Raw genomic sequence first — 16,761 nt, 5'->3', positions numbered from 1 at the left:
CAACAGCCAGCTAGGCTAGCCGCGCCTTGAGCCATCCAACGGTGGCTGCCGCCTGCTTCGCGTGATAGCTGCGCAGCGTGGGCAGCCCGGGAACCTCGGGCCTGCGCGCCGCGTCCACATAGTAGGCGGCCAGTCCAGCTAAGACCGCGCTGACCGCGTCCGCGCCCACCGATTCGAAGATCGGGTGGGAGGCGGCAATGGCATCCGCATCCAGCGCCGGGTCGAAGATCCGCGCTTCAACCAGCACCGTCAACGCGTCATACCATGCGGCGCCCCGCGAAGCCCACGGCCAATCCACCAGCAGCACTTCTCCGCCGTCGCCCAGCAGGATGTTGTCCGAGCGCAGATCCGAATGCACCAGCTGGTCTCCGGCCAGCGCCCCGATACCGTCCATGGCCAGCCCATGGAGTTCTTCCAGGTTCTGTGCCACCCAGGGATCAGCTGGAAGCCAGCCGTCCTGCATGATCCGCCCAAAACCGGCTACGTCCTCGCGCAGTTCCTCTTCCAGCGGCGGCAGCAGCTCGATCAAGGAAAAAGGGGCCTGATGAGCCAGCTGCGCCAGCGTGTCCAGTACCCGTTCGAGCTGTCCGACCGGCCAGGGAAGCTGCGGGCTGGCCCCTGGGCCTTCAGCGAAGACCAAGGCCTCCCAGCCTTGCCAGCTGATGCGCCCCAGGAACTGCGGAACCGGCAAGGCCGCCGGGAGCTTGGCCGCTATTGCCGCTTCGCGGGCGTGCAATGCCGTGGCCGGGGCACTGAGGCCCGGATGCACCGCCTTGGCGAAGACCCGCTGGCCATCGGCGGTGAGCAGCCGATCGGCGCTGCCCGGGGAAAACCCCGAGGCTTGGCTTAGCGCCCGGATCACCCGGGATCCAAGGTGCGATTCGATCCGAGCGCGCAGTTCGCCAGGAAGCTGATCCCAGGTGATGCGCCGGGTGAATTGAATCTGCATGGTTCGAATCATGCCAGATCACCGGCTGCCAGCCACAGCGCGTTGCACTGCGGCGAGCCGGCAGCGGGCCGGGGGCCCTCAGGCGACGATCAGCGCGATGCCCACATAGGTAGTGAGCAGCGTCGCGAGCAGCCATTCTGCGGTGGAGCCCGTCTCGGCCAGAATCGGCAATGCCACCCGCCCATTGGACTTCCAGCAGCCGCCAATCAGCGGCAGCCGGCGGAACCAGCGCGGCGAGCCGATCTTGATCGGCCACAGCAGATTGCAGCCGCCGATGGTCAGCATGTCGCCCAGCACGTGCACGATCGCGCCCAGGGAGACTGCCATCAGGAACCAGAGGTTCTGCTCCGGCGCATTCATCCCGACGAAAGTCCCGGCGGCCAAGGCGATAATCCAGCACAGCAGCGGCGGCATGAATTTCATGGTCTTCACCGCGAAGGAAATCAGCAGGATCGCGAACAGCGCCGCGGCCGGGTAGACCGTGCCCAACGCCGCGGTCTGCACATCCCAGCCGTTGGCCAGCCAGGCCAGGAAGATGAAGAAGGCGATGCCGATCAGCGAATGGGTGCCGTTGCGGTGCCCGCCCGAAACCGAACCGACAATCCGCGTGAAAATGCTGGAGAACGGGGGCAGCGAGCGCGCGATCGTGGCCCCATGGTGATCCGCGTCGGGCAGCAGGGCCGCGCCAGCGCAGACGATCGCGCCGGCCAGGGTTTCCCAGCGGTCCATCTGGAAAGTTCCCAGCCCCAGGTTCACCGAACCCACGGTGACGTCAGTTGTAATTGCCAACCATGCGGCTGCGCCGCTCACCGCGTGGTGTCCACCCATCATGCATTCAACCTTAGGTCTGGTCACCGACGTTTTAGCGGTGCGACGGAGGTAAGCTGGAACACATGAGTATTGTGCGTGAAGCTGTTCCGGGCGACTGCCCGCAGATCTTGGCGATGATCCAGGAATTGGCCGACTATGAAAGGGAACCTGATGCGGTGCTCAACACCGCAGCAGACCTCCAATCCCATCTGTTCGGCCCCAATCCCCAGGTCTTCGCCCATGTTGCCGAGGATGAAACCGGGACGCTCAGGGGCATGGCCCTGTGGTATCTGACCTACTCCACTTGGGAAGGCCGGCACGGCATCCATCTGGAGGATCTGTATGTGCGCGAATCCCAGCGCGGTTCAGGCACCGGCACCGCGTTGCTGCGCACGCTGGCGCAGATCTGCGTCGAACGCGGCTACAAGCGCCTGGAATGGTCAGTGCTGGATTGGAATGAGCCGGCCATCAGGTTCTACGACGCCATCGGTTCCAGCTCCATGGACGGCTGGAGCACCCGGCGCCTGGACGGCGAAGCACTGCAACAACTTGGCATGCAAGGAGCGAGCTAATGCGCCACTACCGCGGTATGGATGTCACCGACCATCGCATCGAGGTTCCACTGGATCACGCCGATCCGCAGGGCGAAAAGATCTCGGTCTTCGCCCGCGAGATCAGCACCGGCACGGCCAAGCCCTGGCTGCTGTTCCTGCAGGGCGGTCCAGGGGGCAAATCCCCGCGCCCCGGTTCCTTGTCGGGGTGGTTGGCCGAAGCCACCAAGCACTTCCGCGTGCTGCTGCTGGACCAGCGCGGCACCGGACTGTCCACCCCGGCTAACCGCAAGTCCTTGCCGCTGCGCGGGGACTCGGCCGCCCAGGCCCGCTACCTCTCGCATTTCCGCGCCGACTCGATTGTGCGCGACGCCGAAGCCCTGCGCGAGCACCTGGGCATCGAGCAGTGGAGCACCCTGGGGCAGAGCTACGGCGGGTTCTGCACCCTGACCTATCTCTCGCTCTTCCCGCAGTCGCTCACCCGCTGCCTGGTCACCGGCGGGCTGGCCTCGCTGGATGCCGATGCGAAGACCGTCTACCGCGCCACCTACCAGCGGATGGCAGAACGCAACCGCGAGTACTTCTCCTGGTACCCCGAGGACTTCCAGACCCTGCACAGGATCTACGAGCATGTGCGCACCAATGACGATGAGCTGCTGCCCAACGGCCAGCGCGTCACCGTGCCGCTGGTGCAGATGCTGGGCATGTACCTGGGCGGAAACACCCGGGTGCACCTGCTGCATCACATCTTCGAGGAGGCCTTCAGCTTCACCCCGGGCGGCGACCGCCTCTCGGATAGCTTCCTCGAAGCGCTCTTGGCCCAGAGCTCTTTCGCCTCGAACCCGCTCTATGCGCTGATGCATGAAACCATCTATGCCCAAGGCGAGCCGACCAATTTCGCGGCCGAACAAGTCCTGCCGGAGTTCGCCGACTTCACCCGCCACGCGGCGACCCCGCTGCTAACCGGCGAGATGATCTACAGCTGGCACTTCGCCGAAGATCCAGCCCTGCGCCCCCTGGAGGACGTGGCCCGCATCCTGGCCGAGCACGAAGGCTTCGGCCCGCTCTACGATCTGGACGTCCTGGCCAAGAACACCGTGCCTGTGGCCGCCGCGGTCTACCATGACGACGTCTATGTGGACCGCGAGCTCTCGCTGCGCACCGCCTCGCAGGTGGCCGGGTTGCAGACCTGGGTGACCGATCAATTCCACCATGACGGCATCGGCGACGATGGCCCGGCGATCTTCCGCCGGCTGCTGGCCATGGCCAACGGCGAAGACCCGGACGCCGCGGCCCAGGACAGCTAGCCCGCGCACCGGCTAGGTTAACGCGCAGGGCGCTTGAATCCCCCGGGGATTCAAGCGCCCTGCGCGTTAAGCCTTCTGCTGCTAATGGTCCAGCTTCGCGGCAACCTGGTCATTCAACCGTTGCAGCAGCGGCACAGCCTGCGCCAGAATCCGCCGTTCCTCGGCGCTGAAGGAATCGATGCCGCCGGCCAGCGAGGAAATCGCGCGCTGCCGGTAGGCTTCGATGGCCTCCTTGCCGTCGCCGGTCAGGCTCACCAAGCTGGCGCGGCCGTCCCCAGGGTCCGGTTGGCGCTGGACCAACTGGTCGTTTTCCATGCGGATGACCAGACCGGTCATGGTCGGCTGGGCCACGCGCTGCTCGATGGCCAAGTCGCCCACGCGCTGGGGGCCCAACCGGTCCAGGGTGGAAAGCACCCGCCAAGCGGTCACCGATCGGCCTTGCCCGGCCGCGCGTCCAAGCAGCCGGGACATGGTGCCCGACGCTAGTGCTACGCCGGTGGCAATGCCACTGGCTTCTGTCGATAGGTCGCTCATGGAAAATACCTTAGCAGAACAGCATAGGCACACTATGCGGGTACGGAAAACCCGCCGGGGCCAGTTGGAAGCAACTGGTCCCGGCGGGCGATTGTGCGGATTACTTGGCCGCGTCCTGCTCTGCAGCTTCCGCTGCGCCGGCGAGCTCCGCGGCTTCAGCCGAAGCAGCGGCGCGCTTGCCCCATGGGCTCCACAGCGACAGCACGGTTGCGATAACGATCGCGCCCAGGATGACCAGCAGGGAAACACCCACGGAAATATCCAGCCACGCGTAATGCAGCGGCTCGCCGCCGTTGATGAACGGCAGGCTGTTCTCGTGCAGGGCGTGGAAGACCAGCTTCACGCCGATGAAAGCGAGGATGAAGCTCAGTGCGTGCTTCAGGAAGACCAGGCGGTTCATCAGGCCACCGAGCAGGAAGTACAGCTGGCGCAAGCCCATCAGCGCGAAGATGTTCGCGGTGAACACAATGAACGCGGACTTGGTCAGGCCGAAGATCGCCGGGATCGAGTCGAAGGCGAACAGCAGGTCGGTCATGCCGATGGTCACGAAGACCAGCACCATCGGGGTGAACAGCTTCTTGCCGTCGACCACGGTGCGCAGCTTGGCGCCATCGAAGTCCTTGGAAATCGGCAGCTTGGAGGTCAGCTTCTTGACCAGGCCGCTTTCCTCGTCCTCATCCTCGTCCTTGAGCTGGTTCCATGCGGTCCACAGCAGGAAAGCGCCGAAGATGTAGAAGACCCACGACCACTGCTCGATGATCGCGGCGCCGAGCACAATGAAGATTGCGCGCAGGACCAACGCGATGATGATGCCGAACATCAGCACTTCCTGCTGGTACTTACGCGGTACCGAGAAGCGCGCCATGATGATGATGAAGACGAACAGGTTGTCCACCGACAACGCGTATTCGGTGACCCAGCCGGCGTAGAATTCCTGGCCGAGCTGCGGTCCAGCCTGCGTCCAGATCACGGCACCGAAGATCAATGCCAAGGAGATGTAGATGCCGACAAAAATGCCTGCTTCCTTCATGGAAGGAATGTGCGGACGCTTGGTGACGTACAGCAGGTCTGCGATGAGCACCGCGCACAGAACAATCAGCGCGATGATCTCGAATTGAATAGTTAACCCATTAGTGCCCACGGACGAGCGACCTTTCGTTGGAGGGTATGGAAAATCGCCGCAAGTCTCTCCGCCGCCACACCAGAATTCGAAACACTTCGATAGCTGGCTCAGTGATCGGCTGCTGTGCCCGGCGAAACATCATTGGTTCGCGTGTTGACGTCCACAGCATTGGGATACTCCCCTACGTCCAGTGATCAAGTGTAGCGCACAGGAACTGCACAGGCTTGGCGCATGTCCCAATTACTGCGCCGGACAGCAGCAGGGCTACGCGTGCCCGGCAGCCTTCATCTGGCGCAATTCCTTCTTCAACTCGGAAACTTCATCGCGGATCCGGGCGGCCAGTTCGAACTGCAACTCAGCGGCCGCGGCGTGCATCTGCTCGGTCATTTCCCCGATCTGGGCCAGCAGGTCCTCGGCCGGGGCGGCGGCCAGCCCATCCTTGCGCACCGCGGACGAGGCCTTGGTGCGCTTGGCATTCTTCGCCAACCGGTTGTTGTTCAGCAGTTCCTGGGTGTCGGCATCCTCACGCGCCAGCTGGTCGGTGATGTCAGCGATCTTCTTGCGCAGCGGCGTGGGGTCGATCCCGTGCTCCTTGTTGTGCGCTTCCTGGATTGCCCGTCGGCGATTGGTCTCCTCGATCGCCTGGTCCATCGCATCGGTGATCTTGTCGGCATACATGATCACCTGGCCCGAGACGTTACGCGCGGCACGGCCGATGGTCTGGATCAGGCTGGTGGCCGAACGCAGGAAGCCCTGCTTGTCGGCATCCAGGATCGCGACCAGCGAAACCTCGGGCAAATCCAGGCCCTCGCGCAGCAGGTTAATGCCCACCAGCACGTCGAAGGAACCCATGCGCAGCTCGCGCAGCAGCTCCACGCGGCGGATCGTGTCCACATCGGAGTGCAGGTACTGCACCCGCACCTGGTGCTCGGTGAGGTAGTCTGTCAGGTCCTCGGCCATGCGCTTGGTCAGCGTGGTGACCAGCACGCGCTCATCGCGATCCACACGGGTACGGATCTCATCGAGCAGGTCATCGATCTGGCCCTTGGTGGGCTTGACGATGATCTCGGGGTCGATCAGCCCGGTGGGGCGGATGATCTGCTCCACGAACCCGTCGGACTTGCCCAGCTCGTACTTGCCCGGGGTGGCCGAAAGGTACACGGTCTGCCCGATGCGCTCAAGGAACTCATCCCATTTCAGCGGGCGGTTGTCCATGGCACTTGGCAGGCGGAAGCCGTGTTCCACCAGCGTGCGCTTGCGGGACATGTCGCCCTCGTACATGGCGCCGATCTGCGGCACGGTGACATGCGACTCGTCGATCACCAGCAGGAAGTCATCGGGGAAATAGTCGATCAGGCAGTGCGGGGCGCTGCCGGCATCGCGGCCGTCGATATGGCGCGAGTAGTTCTCGATGCCGTTGCAGAAACCCATCTGCTCCATCATTTCCAGGTCGTAGGTGGTGCGCATGCGCAGCCGCTGGGCCTCGACGAGCTTGTTCTGCGATTCCAGCTCCTTCAGGCGCACCGCCAGCTCGTCCTCGATCCGCTTGATCGCCTTGTGCATCCGCTCGGCACCGGCCACATAGTGGCTGGCCGGGAAGATGTACATCTCGGTCTCCTCGCGGATCACCTCGCCGGTGACCGGGTGCAGGGTGTGGATCGCTTCCACCTCGTCGCCGAAGAACTCGATGCGCACGGCCTGCTCTTCGTACATCGGGATGATCTCCACCGTGTCCCCGCGCACGCGGAAGGTGCCGCGGTGGAAGTCCATGTCGTTGCGGGTGTACTGCATGGCCACGAACTGGCGCAGCATCGCGTCGCGGTTCAGTTCCTCGCCGGTGCGCACGGTGACCATCCCGGCCACGTATTCCTCGGGAGTGCCCAGGCCGTAGATGCACGAGACGGTGGCGACCACAATGGTGTCGCGGCGGGTGAGCAGGGAGTTGGTGGCCGAGTGGCGCAGGCGCTCGACTTCCTCGTTGATCGAGGAGTCCTTCTCGATGAAGGTATCGGTCTGCGGGACGTAGGCCTCGGGCTGGTAGTAGTCGTAGTAGGAGACGAAGTACTCCACCGCGTTATTGGGCATCAGCTCGCGGAACTCGTTGGCCAGCTGGGCGGCCAGGGTCTTGTTCTGCACCAGCACCAGGGTGGGGCGCTGCACCTGCTCCACCAGCCAGGCGGTGGTCGCGGACTTGCCGGTACCGGTGGCACCGAGCAGCACGATGTCCTTCTCGCCGGCGTTGATCCGCTCGGTCAGCTGCTTGATGGCCTGCGGCTGGTCGCCGGCAGGCTGGTACTCGCTGATGACTTCGAAGGGGGCGACCACGCGCTTGATCGGCTGTGCAAGACTCATGCTTCCAGCATATCCACTTGCCCCGACCGTTGGGGCTGCGCCCTAGCCAGCTTTCAGCTTAAACCCGGGGTGCTATTTGCGCATCCCGTAGCGGATCGCATTGCGCTTGACGGTGCGCTGGATGCTGCTGCCGAAGAATCCCACGGTCATGATGGTGGCGGCAATCAGCCCCAGCAAGGCCAGGCAGCCGGAAATGTAGACCACCGGCGAATACGGCCCGGATTCGCTGGCAACGAATTCGGCGCGGCCGCCAAAACCGAGCCACAGCACCAAGGCGACGGCGAAAGCGATCAGGGTGCTCCACTTGCAGATCTTGTACATTCCTACTCCTGTGCTGGCGCCAATTGGCGGTAGAGGGCAGAAACCTGCCCCTCCAGTTCTTCCAAGGTACCGGAATTATCCAGCAGGTAGTCGGCTACGGCCGCCCGCTGGTCATCCGTGGCCTGCGCGGCCATCCGGGCCTCGGCGTCTTCCCGGGTCCAGCCGCGATCCTGGACCATGCGGCGAATGCGTTCGGCGTGCGGGGCGGCCACGACGACCACCGCGTCGAAGCTGTCCAGCTGGCCGGTCTCGACCAGCAGCGGGATGTCCTCGACCACCAGCGAGCCGGCTGGCGCTCCTTGGCGCAACTTCGCCGCTTGCTCCCGCACCAGCGGGTGCACGATCGCGTTGAGCTTGGCCCGCGCCGCCTCGTCGGCGAAGACTATCGCGCCTAATGCGGGACGGTTCAGCGACCCGTCGGCCAGCAAAACGGCTTCGCCAAACGTGTCCTTGATCGCAGCCAGCCCGGGCGTGCCGGGTTCGACCACCTGGCGCGCCAACGCGTCGGCATCGATGACTACGGCTCCCAGGGCGGCCAATTTGGCCGCGACCGCAGATTTTCCGGAGGCCACTCCCCCGGTCAGTCCCACATGCATCATGTTCCCACCCTATAAACTAAGAGGGATGAACACCAACGACTCGGCCGCGACACGGTACACGACCTTGACCAGCGATTGCGTGCACGAGCTGGAAATCAAGCGTTCGCGATTCATCACCTACCTCTACCGGGTCGAAACCGAGGCCGCCGCCCGCGCGCAGATCGCGGCCCTGCGCAAGACCCACTTCGATGCCCGCCACCACTGCAGCGCGTTCATCCTGGGCCCCGATCGCATGGCCCAGCGCTCCAACGACGACGGCGAGCCCTCGGGCACCGCCGGCATCCCGATGCTCGATGCCCTGGCCAAGCGCGAAATCGCCGACGGCAGCGTGCTCTCGGACGTGCTGGCCGTGGTGGTCCGCTACTTCGGCGGGATCAAGCTTGGCGCCGGCGGACTGGTCCGCGCATATTCCGAGGCGGTATCTTCCGGGCTGGACAATGCGCAGCTGCACCTGCGCCAGCGCATGCGGATCTTCACCTTCGCCGCCGCCCACGCCGACGCGGCCCGCTACGAGAACGAGCTGCGCGCCGCCGGCTACCAGGTCGAACCGACCCTCTGGCAGGCCGATGCCGCAATCGTGCAGATCGGCATCCCGGACACGCCCGAAGCCGCCGCGCAGCTGCGCACCGGCATCGCCTCACTCACCTCCGGCGCCGGGGAACTGGCCGCCGCCAACACGCAATGGGTTGATCTGATTTGAACTCCGCCGCCAATCCCGAAGGCACGCCCGCTGCCGCCAGCAGCCTCCAGGCCCTGCTGCCCGCCCTGCGCCGCTGGCCCGATGTCGAAGCCGCCAACCTCTACGCCGCCGACGCCTGCGACCGGCTCATCCTGGACACCTGCGCCGCCGCGGCCGGACCCTCGGACCGCTGGCCGGATGCCATCGCGGTCATCGGCGACCACTACGGCGCGCTGGCCCTGGGCGCACTGGCACTAGGCAGCACGAGCGTGCGCGTGCACACCGATTCGCTCACCGCGCGCCGGGCCATCGAGGCCAACCTCGCCCGGCTCATGCCCGAGCGGGCCGGACACCTCGAATTCTGCACCCTGGAACAGGTTGCCCAGGGCGCCAGTTCGATCCTGCTGGCCCTGCCTCGCGGACTGGACGTGCTGGGCGAACAGGCCGCCGCGGCAGCAGCCGTCGCCGATCCCGGCGCGAAGCTTTTCGCCGGGGGCCGCATCAAGCACATGAGCCGTTCCATGAACGAGGTGCTCGCGGAGCATTTCACCCGCGTCGACGTCTCGCTGGCCCGGCAGAAATCCCGGGTGCTCACCGCCAGCACCCCGCGCGCCGAACAGCCCGCCAGCAGCTTCCCGGCCACTGCCACCCACCAGGTGCGCGGCACCAGCTTCACGCTGCATGCCGGTGCCGGGACCTTCGGTGCCGCCCGGCTGGATCCGGGCACCCGGCTGCTGCTGGAAAACCTTCCGGACCTCTCCGGGCACGCCACGCTGGTCGATCTGGCCTGCGGCAACGGCGCGATCGGCATCTGCGCAGCACTGGAAAACCCGCAGCTGCGCGTGGACGCCTCGGACCATTCGGCCTCCGCGGTCGCCTCCACCCTGGCCGCCGCTCAACGCAACAACCTGGACGGTCGCCTCACTGCCGTGCAGGATGACGCCCTGGGCCGCCTGCCCGACGCCAGCGCCACCCTGGTCACGCTGAACCCGCCCTTCCACATCGGCAACACCGTCACCGCCGACATCGCGTTCAAGCTGATCGACGACGCCGCCCGCGTGCTCGCTCCCGGAGGCACCCTGCTGTGCGTGTTCAACTCGCACCTGCGCTACCGCAGCGAATTGGCCCGCCGCGTTGGCCCCACCGAACAGCTGGCCCGCGACAGGACCTTCACCGTGACTGCATCAACCCGCGCGCACTAGGCTTTTCCACAGGCCGTATTGCCGGCCGGCACGCCGCGCACCGCCTGGCGCATGCTGGGGCCATGAACAGAACTGTCAGCCAGGCGCTAGCCGGGCTTGCCCAAGCGATCAAGGACGCGCCGGCCCTCGCGGTGGACGACGCCCTGGCCGTCGCCGCGTTCATCCCCGTCCTGCACCAGACCCTGCTCTGCGCCGATCCAGCCACCGGCCCCGAGTCCCACTACCTGCACGATCCGCGCTACGCCTTGGCCCTGTCCACCGCGGCTGAAGCTTCGGCCCACCAGGCCCTTCGCACCCAGATCTACGCAGCCCACCTGGTCGATGACACCGCGGCGCACACCCTGGCCCAGGTTGAACTCGCCGCAGCCCGCCAGGGCACCACCGATTTCTCCGTCCCTGCCCAGCGCACCGGAAAGCGGCCCAGCTTCACCGGCCCTGCGGCACTGCTGGCATCCTGGCTGCGCACCGACCATTTCGAGGCCAAGCGCCGCATCCAGTCCGCCAGCCACGTCTTCGCGCAATACGACTACCAACATCAGCGGCACCAGGCACAGTTCCCTTTGCTGGCGCGGCGCTTCGCCGATCTGCGCCAGCCGCCAGCCGAAGTGCTCAGCGCGGCCCGGCGCCTGGGCGCTCTGGAACCCCAACGCGACGAATACGCCGCACCGGCCACCGCCTCGGCGCTCACCGAAGATGGCGAGCTGCTTGAATCCATCGTCAACCAGCAATTGGACGAGCCCGACCCCGGCACCCGCAGGCAATTGGTCAACAGCTTCCTGAAATCCCAGAAGGAACGCTTGGGCAAGAAGCGGCCCGAAGCCCAGGAAGGCCTGTACCGGCGGGGCGAACGCGGCGGCCTGGTCCACTACGACCTCGCCCTGCGCCCTACGCGCGCAGAACTCTTCGAATCGGGCATTTCGCAAAGCGACAATCCCCGCTCCGGTTCCGGCCAAGCCGCACGGGAGGCTTTTGCCCAGTCTCCGGGACAACGTACAGAGCAGGATGCTGCCCCTGGCACTTCCTACCAGGCCGACGCCGGAGGCCATCCGGACTTCTTGACCGATGAGGAAGCTGCCGCCAGCGAAGATCCTGTTTCCCCACCGCTTTCTCCCGCGGCACGCCGCCTCAACGGCCTGATGAATCTGCTGGAGATCAACACGAAGCGGCTCCAGGAGCTGCTGGATGCCGCGCGCAATGGCGGGACCCCCAAGGGCGCCGATGGGAATGATGCAGGCACCGTGGATGTCCCCACCATCACCCCGCAGGTCGTGGTCATGCTGACCTTGGACGAGTTGGAAGGCCGCGCGAGAACCCATGGCATCACCCAGCACGGTTTCAAGCTCGATGCAACTGACCTGCGCCAGACCCTGTCCAGGGCACGCATCATCCCGATGGTGCTCGGCGGCAGGGGCGAGCTGCTTGATATCGGGCGCAGCCAGCGCAAGCATCCGAACTACATGCGTCTGGGTGTTGCGGTGCGCGATCGCGGCTGCATAGTTCCCGGGTGCACCATGGATCCCGAACGCTGCAACATCCACCACATCTGGTTCTGGTCCGAGGGCGGTGTCACTGCGGTCTACTGGAGCGCGATGCTCTGCGACACGCATCATCATGACGTTCATGCCGGGTTGATCAAGGTCATTGCCGACGATGGCGTACCCAAGGTCATCCTGCCCAGCTTCGTCGATCCCACCCAGACCCCGGTGCGCAACAGCTACCACATGGCCAAGGCCGCCTAGTTCGCGGCAATGCGCCGGCGCCATCCGGCTAGATCAAGAAAGGGCGTCCACCGTGCACGCGGACGGCTTGGGCGTTGATCCCCAATGGACGAAGGTCGATCCGGTCGATCTCGCCCCGCTCATTATTCTCGAAAGTATCAGCCGTAACCGAATCACCGGCAGGGGTCAGAACCGCCAGGCGGCGCTTGGTTCTGGCCAGAGGCTCGCGTGCCGATGCCGGGACGTAGTAGGCGCTGGCCTGCTTCCCTCCACCGTAGAGCCATGAAACGCGCACCGCGACCGGGCGTGAGCCCCAGCCGCTGAGCCCTGCAATGACCAAGCGCTGGCCGGTTGCCTCTAGCAGTTTCCCATTCAGGTTCTCCCCATAGACCCAGGGCTGGGAGGCGATGCCCAGGAACTCTTCGGCCGAGCGCTGGTTGACCGCATGCACCCCGTGCACCGGGCACACCTCTGAGCAGAAAATGAATCGCGGATCCTCAAATTTCTGCTTGGATCCGTTCTTGTCGTCGTTGCGGCACAGGCAGGCCCCGGTTTCTTCCGTTTCGATGAGGATCGCGTTGCCATAGGCCCGCAATGACGTTGGACCAATTCGGTGGTCCGCTGGAACTTCGAGTGCGAAAAGTCCCATCGATTTCAAGCGCATCCAGCGCAGCATGCTCAGCAGCAGGCTGATGCCCAGCAGGACGGCCGCGGCGTACACGTCAAGGCGGTAGCCTTCATCCAAGTCATGCAGCGAATGAACTTCCGTGCTGACCAGTTCCCAGCCCAGCCGGAGCAGCGGGTAGATCAGTGCTCCTACCGCAAGCTTCCATACCATGGGCGACATTTGCTTGGTGATTCCAAAATCGCTCTCTTGCCCCGGTGCCAAGGCGATGCCTCCTGAGGCTTCACGCTTCCAGGTTCTCAGCAGGCGTCGAAACCGTGCGTCCATGAGATCTACGGACAGTGCGAGCAGCAGGAAATAGCCCAGCGCCAGCATCAGGATCCTTTGCAGGTCCCCGGCCGGAGCCAGCAGGAAATAGATTCCGGCGGCTACGCCCAAGCCCATCCAGGGTGATTGCCGTCCGCCGCCAAAGATCATGGCCAGGACGGTAGCGACCATGGAGAAGGAGAGGATGTCCATGATGCCCTTGTCCAGGTACGGGGAATGCAGAAGATCCGAACGGACGAGGACCACCAGTGCAACCAGCGGAAGCCAGGTCGCTGCGGCAACCCAGAAATTGGGAATAGTGCGCGGTACAGTCTCCCACTCCTCGTGGCTGACCTGGCGCACCGGGATCTGCTGTCCGGCAGTTGGGCCTGCCGCATAGTCTGCCGGCGAATTTCCTGTCGTTGCCATGTGCTACTACCTGCCGTTAGTGAGTCCACCTGATCGGTGCACTTTTAGTCTAACCTCAGCAAGTATTAAGAGCAGTGCTTCTTCGGAGCTATTCCTGTCCGGCGGATGTCAGCAGAAATAATGACGTGCCAGCCATGCCGGCAAGCAAAAAACCAGTTAAACAACGAAGGCCCAACCCTTGCAGGGTTGGACCTTCGTGAATCAGCTAGAGCTAATCACGATCTCTGCACGAGGCAGAAGCCGGAATTAGTTGCCGGTCAGCTTCTCGCGCAGTGCAGCCAGTGCTTCGTCCGAAGCCAGGGTGCCTGCATCGGTGGCTGGTGCCTCCGAGGAGTACGAAGCTGGAGCTGGCTCGGAACCACCGGCAGCAGCAGGCTCTGCTTCTGCGTCGGCAGCGATAGCGGCAACAACCTGCTTCTTGTGTGCTTCCCAACGCTCCTGGGCAGCAGCGTACTGTGCTTCCCATGCAGCGCGCTGGGTGTCGAAGCCCTCGAGCCATTCGTTCGACTCTGGGTCGAAGCCCTCTGGGTACTTGTAGTTGCCGGCCTCGTCGTACTCTGCAGCCATGCCGTAGAGTGCTGGGTCGAACTCGGTGCCCTCTGGGTCAACACCTTCGTTAGCCTGCTTGAGCGACAGCGAGATGCGGCGGCGCTCCAGGTCGATGTCGATGACCTTGACGAACAGTTCGTCGCCAACGGAGACAACCTGCTCAGCCAGTTCAACGTGGCGAACTGCAAGCTCGGAGATGTGAACCAGGCCTTCGATGCCGTCTTCGACGCGTACGAACGCACCGAATGGAACCAGCTTGGTAACCTTGCCCGGTACAACCTGACCCAGTGCGTGGGTGCGGGCGAAGGTCTGCCAAGGATCTTCCTGGGTAGCCTTCAGCGACAGGGAAACGCGCTCGCGGTCCAGATCGACTTCCAGAACCTCTACGGTTACTTCCTGGCCAACCTCGACAACCTCGGATGGGTGGTCGATGTGCTTCCAGGACAGCTCGGAAACGTGTACCAGGCCGTCTACGCCGCCCAGGTCCACGAATGCACCGAAGTTGACGATGGAGGAAACAACGCCCGGACGAACCTGGCCCTTTTCCAGCTTGTTGAGGAAGGTCGAGCGAACCTCGGACTGGGTCTGCTCGAGCCATGCACGGCGGGAAAGCACAACGTTGTTGCGGTTCTTGTCCAGCTCGATGATCTTGGCTTCGATTTCCTGGCCGATGTATGGAGCCAGGTCGCGCACACGGCGCATCTCGACGAGCGATGCTGGCAGGAAGCCACGCAGGCCGATGTCCAGGATGAGGCCACCCTTGACAACCTCGATGACGGTACCGGTAACGACGCCGTCCTCTTCCTTGATCTTTTCGATGTCGCCCCAAGCGCGCTCGTACTGCGCACGCTTCTTGGACAGGATCAGGCGGCCTTCCTTGTCTTCCTTGGTCAGGACCAAGGCTTCGACGCTGTCGCCAACGGTGACAACTTCACCTGGGTCAACGTCGTGCTTGATGGAAAGCTCGCGGGAAGGGATGACACCTTCGGTCTTGTAACCGATGTCGAGCAGAACTTCGTCGTGGTCAACCTTGACGACGGTGCCTTCGACGAGGTCACCATCGTTGAAGTACTTGATGGTGGCGTCGACTGCGGCCAAGAAGTCCTCAGCAGATCCAATGTCGTTGATTGCGACGACTGGTGCGCTGTTGTTCTCGTTCGAGGTGATGGTCATGTAGTAGGGACTCCGATGTGGATAGATTTGATCAGTCGAAACCCCGGAAGTCCCGGAATTTCGAAGGGGGTAGAACATGAATGCGGACATGACGAAGCCATGGCACGCTGTTCAAGTCTACGCGCCTAGCACACCGCGGGTCAAAGCGTAACCCGCTAACATCCTCGCCAGCATTTTGTGAACTTCGTCATATCAACCGGATAATGCGACCCGTCCCACTAGAAACCGTGCGGCGTGAAACCCTCGCGAGCCACGCTGAACAAGTGAACCCAGTCCCCCGCAGCTCCCCCGCCGACCAGTTCGGCGCGTCCCGAATCCAGCAATTGGTCCAGCTGCACGGTGCCCAGGTACAGTCCAGCCAGCTCCCGCTCCGAAAGCGCCACGCGCGGCAGCCCGGAGTCGGCCTGCCCGTCCTCGATCCGGCTCACCGTGGCGCGGGAATCGGACACCTCGAAGAGGTAGGTTCCGGAGATCAGCTCCAGCCGGTCGCTCACGCTCAATAGCAGCCGGGCATCGCGCTGGTAGCCGCGCGCTTGGAAGGCGGCAACAACATCGAGCACGCGCAGCCACAGCACATCGTCAATGGAACGCACGTGGTAGTCCCGCACGTTCTCCAGCACCTGGCGCAGTGGATCGGCCACCGGGCCTTGGCCATGCACTTCTTCGACCAGATCATGGTTGCCCAGGTACTCGAAGAGCTTGATGCGCGCGGCGTCGCTGGTGGCCACCAGCTTATGCACCACCAGCTTCGCCTTGGGCTCATCCCAGCCGCCGAACTTGTAGGTGGCGAATCCGCCGAGCTGGCCAGCGTCATCGTAGTAGGCGGCAAAACGCAGGTTCTTCGGCTTTTCCAGGGTCTCCCAGGTGTCCCAGCGGCCCAGGGCAAAGCCATTGTCGAACTCGGTGCTGTCCACGGAGCCGAAGGTCTGCTCGAGCGCGCGCACGGCCAGCGCGGCATAGCCGGGCCCGAAATGCTGCGGATCGGCATCCACCACCCGGCCGGGAACCTGCACGCGCAGCTTCACCCCGTGGGCGCACTTGAGCGTGAATCGGCTTTGGTAGGTAGCTGGCTCGAAGCCGTACCGCCCGTAGATCGTCGCTTCCGACGCGGTCAAAGCCGCAATAGGGAAACCCGCCTGCTGGGCATAGGCCAGGTCGGCGGTGATTTGCCTGGACAGGATGCCGCGGCGCCGATAGCTCGGCGCGACGGTGACCGCGGAGATCTTGTGCGTTGCCACCGGCGCCTCGCCGCCGGCATTGAGCAGCCCGGGGAATGCTCCATAGGTGTGCACCGGGTAGGTTGCATGGCGCGAGTGCGGTTCGGCCTGCTGATCGAACACCAGGGAGAAGCGCATTTTCTGCGCATAAGTCAGGTCCAGGTAGTGCGTCCAATTGGGCTCTTCGGGCAGCTGCTCGTAGAAGCCGATCCCGGTGGCCTGATGGAACAGCTTGATCGATTCGTCGAGTTCCGGACTGCGGATCGCAGCCTGGCAGGTCCGGGTTTCCAGCTGCGGCGGGGTCTCTGGTCTCATCG

Annotated in this window: 15 protein-coding genes; 5 read left to right on the top strand and 10 right to left on the bottom strand. The window is 64.2% G+C overall.

Translation table 11 applies throughout. The annotated features are described in order from the left end of the window. Window positions 1-10: 10 nt before the first annotated feature. Window positions 11-949, bottom strand: coding sequence for a phosphotransferase (locus ACIOTN_RS03475; RefSeq protein ID WP_332486765.1), 939 nt, complete (start codon window positions 947-949; stop codon window positions 11-13). A gap of 78 nt (window positions 950-1,027) precedes the next feature. Then, on the bottom strand, window positions 1,028-1,780 hold the full coding sequence (locus ACIOTN_RS03470; protein ID WP_105656685.1) for a metal-dependent hydrolase: 753 nt from the start codon (window positions 1,778-1,780) through the stop codon (window positions 1,028-1,030). A 62-nt stretch (window positions 1,781-1,842) separates the two neighbouring features. Here ACIOTN_RS03470 and ACIOTN_RS03465 point away from each other — a divergent pair, with 62 nt between their 5' ends. Together ACIOTN_RS03465 and ACIOTN_RS03460 are read left to right on the top strand one after the other, a co-directional pair. After that, window positions 1,843-2,331 (top strand): GNAT family N-acetyltransferase, encoded by a 489-nt coding sequence (locus ACIOTN_RS03465; RefSeq protein ID WP_133834222.1) that lies wholly within the window; start codon window positions 1,843-1,845, stop codon window positions 2,329-2,331. Further along, a complete protein-coding gene (locus ACIOTN_RS03460; RefSeq protein ID WP_332486761.1) occupies window positions 2,331-3,617 on the top strand; it encodes an alpha/beta fold hydrolase in 1,287 nt (428 codons plus the stop codon). Before ACIOTN_RS03465 ends, ACIOTN_RS03460 begins: the two co-directional genes overlap by 1 nt. An 81-nt stretch (window positions 3,618-3,698) precedes the next feature. Here the strand turns inward: ACIOTN_RS03460 and ACIOTN_RS03455 are convergent, their stop codons facing one another. From ACIOTN_RS03455 to coaE, 5 genes are all read right to left on the bottom strand, one after another. Further along, window positions 3,699-4,151, bottom strand: a complete 453-nt coding sequence (locus ACIOTN_RS03455) for a MarR family winged helix-turn-helix transcriptional regulator (protein WP_105656688.1) — start codon at window positions 4,149-4,151, stop codon at window positions 3,699-3,701. A gap of 100 nt (window positions 4,152-4,251) precedes the next feature. Next, window positions 4,252-5,292, bottom strand: a complete 1,041-nt coding sequence (locus ACIOTN_RS03450) for a TerC family protein (protein ID WP_105656689.1) — start codon at window positions 5,290-5,292, stop codon at window positions 4,252-4,254. A 246-nt stretch (window positions 5,293-5,538) separates the two neighbouring features. Beyond that, window positions 5,539-7,626, bottom strand: coding sequence for an excinuclease ABC subunit UvrB (gene uvrB, locus ACIOTN_RS03445; RefSeq protein ID WP_105656690.1), 2,088 nt, complete (start codon window positions 7,624-7,626; stop codon window positions 5,539-5,541). A gap of 72 nt (window positions 7,627-7,698) precedes the next feature. Beyond that, window positions 7,699-7,947, bottom strand: a complete 249-nt coding sequence (locus ACIOTN_RS03440; protein ID WP_105656691.1) for a hypothetical protein — start codon at window positions 7,945-7,947, stop codon at window positions 7,699-7,701. 2 nt (window positions 7,948-7,949) lie between these two features. Next, window positions 7,950-8,546, bottom strand: a complete 597-nt coding sequence (coaE, locus tag ACIOTN_RS03435) for a dephospho-CoA kinase (protein WP_105656692.1) — start codon at window positions 8,544-8,546, stop codon at window positions 7,950-7,952. Window positions 8,547-8,571: 25 nt separating this feature from the next. Here coaE and ACIOTN_RS03430 point away from each other — a divergent pair, with 25 nt between their 5' ends. The 3 genes from ACIOTN_RS03430 to ACIOTN_RS03420 all read left to right on the top strand — a co-directional run bounded on the left by ACIOTN_RS03430 (window position 8,572) and on the right by ACIOTN_RS03420 (window position 12,166). After that, the gene (locus ACIOTN_RS03430) at window positions 8,572-9,246 is read left to right on the top strand and encodes a YigZ family protein (protein WP_105656693.1); all 675 of its coding nucleotides are present in this window, start codon (window positions 8,572-8,574) and stop codon (window positions 9,244-9,246) included. Continuing rightward, the gene (locus ACIOTN_RS03425) at window positions 9,243-10,427 is read left to right on the top strand and encodes a methyltransferase (protein ID WP_332486755.1); all 1,185 of its coding nucleotides are present in this window, start codon (window positions 9,243-9,245) and stop codon (window positions 10,425-10,427) included. The genes ACIOTN_RS03430 and ACIOTN_RS03425 overlap by 4 nt, the downstream gene beginning before the upstream one ends. A 62-nt stretch (window positions 10,428-10,489) precedes the next feature. Beyond that, a complete protein-coding gene (locus ACIOTN_RS03420) occupies window positions 10,490-12,166 on the top strand; it encodes an HNH endonuclease signature motif containing protein (RefSeq protein WP_332486753.1) in 1,677 nt (558 codons plus the stop codon). 28 nt (window positions 12,167-12,194) lie between these two features. Here the strand turns inward: ACIOTN_RS03420 and ACIOTN_RS03415 are convergent, their stop codons facing one another. The 3 genes from ACIOTN_RS03415 to ACIOTN_RS03405 form a co-directional block, all read right to left on the bottom strand. Next, on the bottom strand, window positions 12,195-13,505 hold the full coding sequence (locus ACIOTN_RS03415; protein WP_402734785.1) for a hypothetical protein: 1,311 nt from the start codon (window positions 13,503-13,505) through the stop codon (window positions 12,195-12,197). 246 nt (window positions 13,506-13,751) lie between these two features. Next, window positions 13,752-15,227, bottom strand: coding sequence for a 30S ribosomal protein S1 (gene rpsA, locus ACIOTN_RS03410; protein WP_013349277.1), 1,476 nt, complete (start codon window positions 15,225-15,227; stop codon window positions 13,752-13,754). A 218-nt stretch (window positions 15,228-15,445) separates the two neighbouring features. Continuing rightward, window positions 15,446-16,759, bottom strand: a complete 1,314-nt coding sequence (locus ACIOTN_RS03405) for a GNAT family N-acetyltransferase (protein WP_166650792.1) — start codon at window positions 16,757-16,759, stop codon at window positions 15,446-15,448. Between the last annotated feature and the right edge of the window lie 2 nt (window positions 16,760-16,761).

Source organism: Glutamicibacter sp. NPDC087661, assembly GCF_044743275.1.
Lineage (GTDB): Bacteria > Actinomycetota > Actinomycetes > Actinomycetales > Micrococcaceae > Glutamicibacter.
The sequence above is the reverse complement of the archived record's forward strand: the minus strand, read 5'-3'. Positions and strand labels throughout refer to the sequence as shown.